4 protein-coding genes are annotated in these 12,664 nt (G+C 35.0%); all 4 read right to left on the bottom strand.

Annotation, left to right across the window (positions count from 1 at the left end; genetic code table 11):
* Complete coding sequence (locus ACJBCC_RS14400; RefSeq protein ID WP_299099698.1) at positions 1-1,227, bottom strand: Nramp family divalent metal transporter; 1,227 nt, start codon at positions 1,225-1,227, stop codon at positions 1-3.
* Positions 1,224-2,339 (bottom strand): DUF2891 domain-containing protein, encoded by a 1,116-nt coding sequence (locus ACJBCC_RS14405; protein ID WP_299099696.1) that lies wholly within the window; start codon positions 2,337-2,339, stop codon positions 1,224-1,226. Before ACJBCC_RS14405 ends, ACJBCC_RS14400 begins: the two co-directional genes overlap by 4 nt.
* Positions 2,340-2,436: 97 nt before the next feature.
* Complete coding sequence (locus ACJBCC_RS14410; RefSeq protein ID WP_299099694.1) at positions 2,437-3,975, bottom strand: YifB family Mg chelatase-like AAA ATPase; 1,539 nt, start codon at positions 3,973-3,975, stop codon at positions 2,437-2,439.
* A 227-nt stretch (positions 3,976-4,202) separates the two neighbouring features.
* A complete protein-coding gene (locus ACJBCC_RS14415) occupies positions 4,203-12,251 on the bottom strand; it encodes an SdrD B-like domain-containing protein (protein WP_407557582.1) in 8,049 nt (2,682 codons plus the stop codon).
* Positions 12,252-12,664 lie beyond the last annotated feature (413 nt).

Below are 12,664 nucleotides of genomic sequence, written 5' to 3' on the forward strand. Positions count from 1 at the left end.
TTAAATCATTTCGAATACGCTTAAAATCCCTTTTAAACCCAATAATATGGTTATTACTAAAATAACTAAGCCAAAGAAATTCTGAAGATTAGAATTTTTATAAGCTCCTAAAACAGAAGATTTATTCATTATCCATAGTAAAAAGCCAGCGATAACAGGAAGAAGTATACCGTTTGCAATTTGAGCGAATTGTATAATCTCAATAGATTTAAATCCACTAGAGGAAAAAGCAACACCTAAGAATACTATAAACATCCAAACTGCTTTAAATTTTTTAGACTTTAAATCTACATCCCAACCCAAACAACCACTTGCTACGTAAGACGCAGCTAAAGGCGCTGTAATTGCACTTGTAATACCTGCAGCAAATAAACCAATGGCTAAGAAATATTTTGCAAAATTACCAAACAAAGGTTCTAAGCCCAAAGCCAAATCTGCAGCATTAGTAATCGAAGTTTTCTGTATAGTAGAAGCTGCAATGATAATACACATTGAAACCAAACCACCCAAAACAACAGCTACAAGCGTATCTTTTTTTGCTATTTTAATATCGCTTTTATCCGTCCATTTAGTTTTAGCCAACGAAGCATGTAAAAAGAGATTATAAGGCACCACTGTTGTACCTATTAATGAAATTATCGTTAAAACACTTCCTTCTGGAGACTCAAAGATGACTATACTTCTAAGGATTTCAATAACATTAGGTTTTGTAATTATCGCTGTTGTTATAAAAGCAAAACTCATTAGGATTACTAAAATCACAAACACCTTTTCTAACAATTTATAATTCCCGATATAAAGTAACACAAAAGCTATTGCACCAATAACTAAACTTAATACATTGAGCTTTATGTTTCCTAGCTCCCAAACTATATGACCAACTATGGTCTCCATACCTAAAGCGCCACCACTAATATTACCTGCTTCGTAAGCTGCATTACCCACTACAATCGCACTTAAAATTAACACAATTGCCAAAACCTTAACCACAGGATGCTTTATTTCTTCTCTAATAATTTCAGATAATCCCTTTTGCGATACAATACCTAATCTAGCAGCCATTTCTTGCAAAATTATAGTAGCAAAAATGGATAAAACCATAGCCCATAATAAAGCGAAACCAAAATTTACACCAGCTAAAGTGCAAACTGTCACAGTTCCTGGGCCAATAAAAGCAGCGGCAACCAAAGGGCCTGGACCAATATTTCTAAAAAAGCTTTTTATCATTTCTCAACAGAATTGAGTGCGTAAATCGCGAAACTACCTAACCAATGACCACCTTCATAACTATCACCAACAATACTAGGCAATGACTGATTGATATGCTTATTAGCTATGTTTTGTAAATGATTAAATTCTGGTAAATCCTTCGCAACATAATTTAGACTCCAAGCTCTTGAAAAATTAACACCATCTAAATGCACCAACTTTCCATCTGTTCTATCTGACACTTCTCCAACAGACCAATCAAAATTAGCATCACTAAGCTCTGGCAAAAAATCATTTACCCATACTTTAAATTCTTCTATCTCTAAAACACGTTTCATTAATGCCGCTTCTTCTAAACAAGGTGATAAAAAATCGAAACCACTTGGCTCCCATTCTAATGGACAATCTTGATCGTCATAATAAAAATGTTTTGCGCGATTCTCAATAATCTCTGCTAATTCCTCATTATCTAGTGTTGATGCATAATCGTATGCAAAACTCATCCCAAAAGCCGTATTTGTATGTTCACCTACACGAATAGCATAATTTAATTTTGGCAGAAATTCAACGTACTTATCAACAATTAAATCCGTTAACGGCTGAAGGTTTGACTCTAATTCTCTTGCGACTTCAGCATCCCAAGTATGTAGTTCTTCAGCCAACTTTAACAACCAAGCCCAACCATAAGTTCGTTCAAAAGATTTAGAATGTTTACCTTCAAAATACAATATCTCATTCTCTATCTTTTCTTTTGAAATATTATGAAGTAATTTTTGCTCTATTTCCTTTCTGTTTTCTAAATCGGGAAATTGCTTTAATAAACTTACCAAACTCCAATGTCCATGAACAGCTGAATGCCAATCGAAACAGCCATAAAATGCAGGATGCAATTCGCTAGGAGATTTTAAATCGTCAGCACTACCTATAACTTGATTCAATTTGTTTGGATATTCGGTATTAATACAATTTAAAGGTAATTGCGCTAAATTATTAGCTTGAGCTAAGTCTAAAGCAGGAATCTCCACAACCTCAACATCAACAATCACATCTTGTTTTGCTGGTTGCTTATTTTCATTATTGCCACAACCAAACACTAATAAGATTAATGATAATATGTAAAATTTTTTCATCTTTATAAATGGAATTTTTAAGTTTCTAAATTATTGTTTTTACAACTTAACTTTAAGGTGTTAGTCTATATAATTATTGATTTTTCATAAGTGACAATCAACCGAGCCAACCATCACGATCTAAACTACGATACTGTATAGCTTCACTTATATGAGCTCCCAAAACGTCTTGTGAACCTTCTAAATCCGCAATAGTTCTTGAAACTTTCAGAATTCTGTCGTAAGCTCTAGCAGACAAGTTTAAACGCTCCATAGCCGATTTCAGTAATTGCATTGATGCGTCTTCAAGCTTGCAGTATTCTCTAATCTGTTTGGTATTCATTTGAGCATTATAATGAATGTTTTCTAGCTCATTAAATCGTATGGTTTGCTTTTCTCTAGCTTTGGTAACGCGTTTCCTTATGTCTACTGAAGACTCGCCACTTCTTTCATCTGCTAATTTTTCAAATGGCACAGGAGTGACTTCAATGTGAATATCTATTCGATCTAATAAAGGTCCTGAAATTTTCCCCATATACCTTTGCATTTCTGCTGGAGACGATGTTATTGGCGCATCTGGATCATTAAAATAACCACTTGGACTCGGGTTCATACTTGCCACTAACATAAATGATGATGGATAAGTAACCGTAAATTTTGCTCTAGAAATAGTAACTTCTCTATCTTCTAATGGCTGACGCATAACTTCTAGAACTTCGCGCTTAAACTCAGGTAATTCATCTAAAAACAAAACACCATTGTGAGATAGTGATATTTCTCCTGGTTGCGGATAACTTCCACCACCAACTAGTGCGACATTTGATATTGTATGATGTGGACTTCTAAATGGTCGTTGCGCCATTAGACCTGTATGAGCCTTAACACGACCTACAACAGAATGTATTTTTGTAGTTTCTAAAGCTTCATGTAAAGTCATTGGCGGCAATATACTTGGTAAACGTTTTGCTAACATCGTTTTACCAGAACCTGGAGGTCCAATAAGTATAATATTATGCCCTCCTGCGGCCGCAATTTCCATACAACGCTTTATAGACTCTTGCCCTTTTACATCTGCAAAATCAAATTCAGGAAAATCTAAATTTTTATAAAACTCTTCTCTCGTATTTATAATCGTTTGCTCTAAAGGCTCGTCATTATCAAAATGATTAATCACCTGCATAATATTGTCAACACCAAAGACCTTTAAGTCATCAACAATAGCCGCTTCTTTTGCATTCTGAATAGGCAAAATAATTTTTTTAAAACCTTCTTCTCGCGCCTTAACAGCAATTGGCAAAGCCCCTTTAAAAGGTTGCAAACTTCCATCTAAAGATAACTCACCCATTATGAGATATTCATCTAAATTTTCTGCTTTTATTTGGTCTGATGCTGCCAAAATCCCAATAGCCAAAGTTAAATCGTATGCCGAGCCTTCTTTTCTTAAATCAGCAGGAGCCATGTTAATTGTAATCTTTTTTCCTGGAATTCGGTAGCCATTATTTTGTAATGCAGCCGCTATTCTATAGTTGCTTTCCTTAATAGCATTATCTGGTAGTCCCACTAAATGATACCCTACACCTTTATCTACATTAACTTCTACAGTAATAGTTGAGGCTTCAACACCAAAAACGGCACTGGCAAAAACTTTTCTAAGCATGAATTGTTGTTTGCTTAAAAATAGAGATAAATCATTTATAAAAAAATTCAAATTTCAAATTAGCTACATTTTATATCGAATTTAATTATTTATTAGTCTTCTGATAATCAATCCTAATTACAGAATGACGATTATAACCTATGACAAGCCGGAAATATTAAAGCAAAAAAAAAAAAAGAACCGTAAAATTAATTACGATTCCTTTTTCTTTTCAATTTATTAAAAGCTTACTTAATAATGAGTCTGCTTGTATCTAACCATCCTTCACCAGTAACTTTCATCAAATAAGTACCTAGATCAATATTTCCAAGTTCGTATTCAATTAAATTTCTACCAGCTATAACTTGGTATGTTTTTGGCTGATGCACAAGTCTTCCTCTTGCATCATAAACACTAACCTCGATATTAGATAAATTTGAATCACCATCTAAACCATCTATATCAACATCAATAGTAACACTAGTATTACTAGATGCTGGCACTGGATAAACTCTTAATGAATGATCAGAACTATCAGAACCATTACAAACACTAGATTCCGTTACTACAACTGAATCTATTGCTACACAACCTACACAGTTTACAGCTTGAACAGTATAAGTACCTGCTTGATCTACAGTAATCGTTTCTAGAGTAGAGCTTCCTACAATACTACCATCTTGTGTAGTCCATTGGTAATCTACTGCTTTAGGCTGACATGCACCAAGCGCTAAATTAAGATCTCCATTAGTATATGTGCCATCACCTCCTGATAATGTATACCATCCTGAAGCTCCAAAACCAAGTCTCTTAACATCTGCTCCCATTCCGATTTGGAATGCTTCACCCATTGGAGTTACAGTAAAAACACCATGGTTTTGAGATTTAATAAAACCTGTCAACTGTGTATAATACTCATATCCTGACGTATCATACGTTTGACAGTCGTTTAATTTTGGACTTCCCTGAGGTGTTGCAGTTGTATAACCACTATATGTAAAATCTATTAATAATACATCTACACCATTTGATACAGTTGCTGTGTATTTAGCAGTTCCATTATCAAAAGTTTCAAAAGATTGTTGTGACGCGTTAAACTGAAATGATCCCGTTACAGGTGAAGACACCACCCAAACTTCAAAATCACCAGAAGGACCATCACATCTATCTTGATTAAGAATAGGATAATCACATCCTCCATGACAAAGACTATCTACATCACTAAAACTTGCTGAAAGCGTCACAGTTTCATTTGCACATACTTCTGCGTCTGCTCCTGCATCTACTTCTAAATGGCATGAATTAAATAAACCTGCATCAATCCCTGTTACATCTGTGTTTACTACATTAAAACATGCTGTAACTCCATCTGAATTTGCATTAGAATCTGAAGATTCACTTCCACTGTTACTCATACTAAATTCATAACCTTCTGGTATTTCACTAAATACAACATAGTAATCACCACTATTAGCACAAACTTCAAACATATAATAACCTGGTTGGCCATCTGCTTGATTGTAAGCTGTTAACACAGAATCAACTTCCGTATTTTCATTACAGCTAAATAATGTCGCAGTAACACCATTGATTCCAGAATCAACTCCTTCATCTTGAATACCATTTTCGTTTTCATCTAACCAAACATAATCACCAATAACAACATTACTTTCCTCATTGATAATTAATGATGTCGTATAAGTACAACCATTATTATCCATTAATTCTATAACTACAGGACTATCTGCTGTTGTATATGCCTCATCATTATATGACCATATATATGTTTCATCTTCACAAATAGTAACCTCAGTAACTATATCTTCCGTTGGCACAAATTCAGTAATTGTCAATGTTGCCGTATATGCACACCCATTCACATTTGTTAAATTTAAAACCACTGGACTATCTGCTGCAGTATATGCAACATTGTCTTGCGACCAAACATACTCTTCTCCACTACAAACAGTAACCTCAGTTACTATAGTGTTTACAGGCACATGCTCGGTAATAATTAAAGTTGATGTATAAGAACAACCATTAACATCTGTCAATTCTAACACTACAGGACTGTCTGCTGCTGAATACGATTCGTCATTTTCAGACCATAAGTAATCAGTTCCTTCACAAACTATAACTTCAGTTACCACATCGTCAGTTGTGTTATACTCAGTAATTACTAGAGTTGAAGTATAAGAACACCCACTATTATCATCAATAGTTAACACTACAGGACTATCTGCCACTGTATATGTTTCTCCATTTTGATCCCAAGTATAATCTGAACCTGCACATACTGATACTTCTTGATAAACATCTGAAGTTGCATTACTTTCATTTATAATCAATGTTGAAGTAAATGCACATCCATTTGCATCAGCTAAATCTAAAACCACAGGACTATCTACTGCTGTGTAAGTAAGACCATTCTCTGACCAAGTATAATCCGCACCAGCACATATAGTAACTTCTGTTACAGCATTTTCTTGCGCTTCATATTCTGTAACCATTAATGTTGCCGTGTATGAACATCCACCGTTATCATCGATGGTCAACACTACAGGACTATCTGCCGCTGTATATGTTTCTCCATTTTGATCCCAAGTATATTCTCCGCCTGCACAAACCATAACTTCATCAACTACATCTTCTGCAACACCATTACTGTAAATTATTAGTACCGCAGTATAATCGTAACCATTTAGATCTGTTAAATGTAACACTACAGGACTATCGGCTACTGTATAAGATTCACCATCTTGATCCCAAGTATATGTAGCTCCATCACAAATTGAAACTTCAGTTACACTATCACACACAGGCTCATTTTCAATAATTGTTAAAGTTGCAGTATAAGGACATCCGCTATCAGTTGTTAATTCTAATACTACTGGACTATCAGCTGCTGTGTACGTAGCTCCACTTAAAGCCCAAGTATAATCACCACCATAACAAACAGTAACCTGTTCGTAAACATCTGAAGCTGTATTACCACCTTCATTTATAATTAATGTTGACGTGTAAGCACATCCATTATCATTAGATAAATCTAATACTATTGGACTATCTGATGCTGCGTAAGTCACACCATTCTCAGACCATGTGTAATCCGAACCTTCACATACCGTAACTTCTGTTACTGTATTTTCTGGTGCTTCATATTCGTAGATATTTAATGTCGCAGTATAAGGACAACCGTTATCATCTGTTAACTCTAATACCACAGGACTATCTGCCGCAGTATAAGAAACATTATTAAATGACCATACTCTAGATTCTCCTTCACATACTGTAAACGCATTTACAATATCTTCTGTTTCTTCGTATTCGTTAATTACTAACGTTGCCGTGTACGAACAACCATTATTATCATCAATAGTCAACATTACTGGACTATCTGCTGCTGTATACGTTTCGCCATTTTGTGACCATGTATAATCCGAACCTGCACATACTGATACTTCTTCATAAATATCTGAAGTCGCATTGCTTTCATTGATTACTAATGTCGCCGTGTAAGCACATCCATTATCATCTGATAAATCTAATACTACTGGACTGTCTGATGCTGTGTAAGTCACACCATTCTCTGACCATGTGTAATCCGAACCTTCACATACCGTAACTTCTGTTACTGTATTTTCTGGTGCTTCATATTCAGTGATCGTTAATGTTGCTGTGTACGAACAACCATTATTATCATCAATAGTTAATACTACTGGACTATCTGTTGCTGTATATGTCATTCCATTCTGTGACCACGTATAATCTGAACCTGCACATACTGATACTTCTTCGTAAATATCTGAAGTCGCATTGCTTTCATTGATTACTAATGTCGCTGCGTAAGCACATCCATTATCATCCGATAAATCTAATACTACTGGACTGTCTGATGCTGTGTAAGTCACACCATTCTCTGACCATGTGTAATCTGAACCTTCACATACCGTAACTTCTGTTACTGTATTTTCTGGCGCTTCATATTCGTAGATATTTAATGTCGCAGTATAAGGACAACCGTTATCATCTGTTAACTCTAATACCACTGGACTATCTGCCGCAGTATAAGAAACATTATTAAATGACCATATTCTAGATTCTCCTGTACATACCGTAAACGCATTTACAATATCTTCTGTTTCTTCGTATTCGTTAATTACTAACGTTGCTGTGTACGAACAACCATTATTATCATCAATAGTTAATACTACTGGACTATCTGCTGCTGTATATGTCATTCCATTGTGTGACCATGTATAGTCTGAACCTGCACATACTGATACTTCTTCATAAATGTCTGAAGTCGCATTGCTTTCATTGATTACTAATGTCGCTGTGTAAGCACATCCATTATCATCTGATAAATCTAATACTACTGGACTGTCTGATGCTGTGTAAGTCACACCATTCTCTGACCATGTGTAATCCGAACCTTCACATACCGTAACTTCTGTTACTGTATTTTCTGGTGCTTCATATTCAGTGATCGTTAATGTTGCTGTGTACGAACAACCATTATTATCATCAATAGTTAATACTACTGGACTATTTACTGCTGTATATGTCATTCCATTCTGTGACCATGTATAATCTGAACCTGCACATACTGAAACTTCTTCGTAAATATCTGAAGTCGCATTGCTTTCATTGATTACTAATGTCGCTGTGTAAGCACATCCATTATCATCTGATAAATCTAATACTACTGGACTGTCTGATGCTGTGTAAGCCACACCATTCTCTGACCATGTGTAATCTGAACCTTCACATACCGTAACTTCTGTTACAGTATTTTCTGGTGCTTCATATTCGTAGATATTTAATGTCGCAGTATAAGGACAACCGTTATCATCTGTTAACTCTAATACCACTGGACTGTCTGCCGCAGTATAAGAAACATTATTAAATGACCATATTCTAGATTCTCCTGCACATACCGTAAACGCATTTACAATATCTTCTGTTTCTTCGTATTCGTTAATTACTAACGTTGCTGTGTACGAACAACCATTATTATCATTAATAGTCAACATTACCGGACTATCTGCTGCTGTATACGTCATTCCATTCTGTGACCATGTATAGTCTGAACCTGCACATACTGATACTTCTTCCACTGTATTTTCAGTAGGAGGATTAACAGCTATAGTTGTTATAGCTTCAGCTGAACAATCAAACTGAGAACTATCCGTAACCACTACAGTATAGACAGTTGTTTCAGTTGGACTTACCGTTAAAGTATTTGATGACTCATTTGGAATAACTACATCATTTGCTTTCCAAACAAACTGATCTCCACCTGCTGCGGTTAAAACAGCATCATCGCCATAACAAATAGTATTATCATTATTACCTTCAGTTGAAACAGTGATACTAGGGTCGATTGAACATGGCAAATAAATACCTGCATCTATTGTTGGATTATTTTCGCCTGGCGCTAAATCAATACAAGATGTTCTGCCATTAGCATTGGCATCTGAATCATTACTATCATTATTTCCTTGATTAGAAGGCGATAATTCGTATCCTGTTGGTACTTCAAATTCTACTTTATAATCTTCATTTGGATCTAAATCTGCAAAGACATAGTTACCGTTAGCATCCGTAGTTGTTGTTGCTAATTGGTTGTTGTTACAATCTAACAAGTTAACTGTTACTCCTGCAACTCCTTCTTCGTCTGCATCTTGAATACCGTCTTGGTCTTCATCTAAGAATACGGTATCTCCTAATGACGCACTTGGCAAATAGATACCTGCATCAATAGTTGGATTATCTTCGCCTGGTGCTAAATCAATACAAGACGTTCTGCCGTTAGCATTAGCATCTGAATCATTACTATCATTACTTCCTTGATTAGAAGGTGATAATTCGTATCCTGTTGATACTTCAAATTCAACTTTATAATCTTCATTTGGATCTAAATCTGCAAAGACATAGTTACCGTTAGCATCTGTAGTAGTTGTTGCTAATTCGTTGTTGTTACAATCTAACAAGTTAACTGTTACTCCTGCAACTCCTTCTTCGCCTGCATCTTGAATACCGTCTTGGTCTTCATCTAAGAATACGGTATCTCCTAATGATGCACTTGGTAAATAAATACCTGCATCTATTGTTGGATTATTTTCGCCTGGCGCTAAATCAATACATGATGTTCTGCCGTTTGGATTAGCATCTGAATCACTACTATCATTATTTCCTTGATTAGAAGGTGATAATTCGTATCCTGTTGGTACTTCAAATTCTACTTTGTAATCTTCATTTGGATCTAAATCTGCAAAGAAATAGTTACCGTTAGCATCTGTAGTTGTTGTTGCTAATTGGTTGTTGTTACAATCTAACAAGTTAACTGTTACTCCTGCAACTCCTTCTTCGTCTGCATCTTGAATACCGTCTTGGTCTTCATCTAAGAATACGGTATCTCCTAATGACGCACTTGGCAAATAGATACCTGCATCAATAGTTGGATTATCTTCGCCTGGTGCTAAATCAATACAAGACGTTCTGCCGTTAGCATTAGCATCTGAATCATTACTATCATTACTTCCTTGATTAGAAGGTGATAATTCGTATCCTGTTGGTACTTCAAATTCAACTTTATAATCTTCATTTGGATCTAAATCTGCAAAGACATAGTTACCGTTAGCATCTGTAGTAGTTGTTGCTAATTCGTTGTTGTTACAATCTAACAAGTTAACTGTTACTCCTGCAACTCCTTCTTCGCCTGCATCTTGAATACCGTCTTGGTCTTCATCTAAGAATACCGTATCTCCTAATGATGCCGTTGACGCCACATATGAAATACAGATTGAAGAAGGCACTACTGAATTTGATGAGCTATAAATTGACCCTTCTCCTAAAGTCGGATCTTCGCTATGTACAAGAATAATTTCATCTGTACCATTTGCCAAATAAATATTAGACTCTAAAGACCCAATCCATTCTGCAGAAACCACATTATCAGCTATATCTTGTGTATAAGAAGATTCGAATACTATATTACCATTCTTCTTAAAAACAACTTTCCATTTTTCATTGTTTTGAGCTACCGTATTTGCTCTAGTTCCGTATCCATCCCATGAAATCACCTCGTCTAATGACACCGTTACAGCACCACTAAACTCTATTGGATATGGACCAGGAATAGTAAACTGCGTATCTCCTCCATCTTTAAATCTTAAATCTGCGACTGGAATTAAATTTGAACCTTCTAAAGTCGTTACGTCTATATTATTTTCCCATAGAAAAGAACCATTATCACAAGTTGGATCGCTTGGTGCAACAATTTCTGGAGTTTCATAAGAAACACAAATTGAAGAAGGTGCTACAGAATTTGAAACACCATCTACTGAACCTTCACCTAATTGTGAATCCTCATAGTGTACAATGATAATTGCATCAGTACCATTTGGTAAAAATATATTCGATTCTAATGGACCAACCCATTCTGCAGATGTCACGTTATCGTCAACATCTTGAGTATATGAAGATTCAAAAACAATGTTACCATCTTTTTTAAATACAACTTTCCATTTTTCATTGCCTTGATTAATATTTACTCTATTCGTGTAACCATCCCAAGAAACAACCTCGTCAAGTGACACTGTCACTGCAGAATTAAATTCTGTTGGATAAGGTCCAGGAATAGTAAATTGAGTATCTCCTCCATCTTTTAATCTAACATCGGCTTCTGGTACTCCAGAATTACCTGTCAGATTATTGACATTAATATTATTTTCCCATAAAAAAGAACCCGACGAACACGTTGGGCTACTTGGAGGTGTAATATTAGAAGAACCATTAACAATATCAAATGAAACATTGTGATAATCACATTTTTGTCCGTTTGCATTATCGTACTTATAAGCTTTTACACTAACATTATAAGATCCTACACCAGCATTCCAGTTTGAACCTCCTGCTGGATACGTGTAGAGACTAACGTTTTCAACAATATAACTATTACCAACTAAGTAAGTAATACTTTCTACGTTACCCGAAGTTTGTGTTACTAAATAGTAGTTATTAGGCAATGAATTAATGTTAATCTGAGCATTGTCTTGGATAGGTCCATAAACTGATGCATCAGTTGCTTGATCGTAAATGTAAATTCCTGTGATGTAACCACATGAAGTGTCATTTATATTTAATGCGTTTTTCGAGGAAACATCTGTCGATATTAGCTCATTAATTTTACTATCGACGCCTGCATTACTAGCCCAAACGGACATCACAGAAGTCAACAATAATAAAAGTGCAAATCTAATATTAGATTGCCTTAGGTACTTTTGTTTCATACTAAATAGGTGTTAGTTAATAAGATTAATTTGTAGATAGTTAAGGTAATTTAATTAAATAGTTAGTTGAAGTGTTTTACACTACAACGCAACACAAAATCTCGCACAGTTAGGAGTTATGCAAGAACCAATATTGGCATAAAATTAACAAGAGTTTTCATGTTAAGTAATACTGGAGATAAAAATCCGATGAACTTCTTTGAAATTCCTATAACACGAATAAATTTTCAAAAAAGATAGATGAAAAGAAGCTAAATTACATCCCAAAAACGGACATTAAAGCAGAAAAAACGTATTTAAAAAACGTATTTTACGCATGAATTTTTAACACTTATAAACAAAAAATAAGAAGTAATATGTAATAAAATCTGACATCATACTTTAAGATTTTATTAAGAAAAGGTTTGACATAA

The sequence above is a fragment of the Winogradskyella sp. 4-2091 genome, assembly GCF_045765065.1.
In the GTDB taxonomy this organism is placed as follows: domain Bacteria; phylum Bacteroidota; class Bacteroidia; order Flavobacteriales; family Flavobacteriaceae; genus Winogradskyella.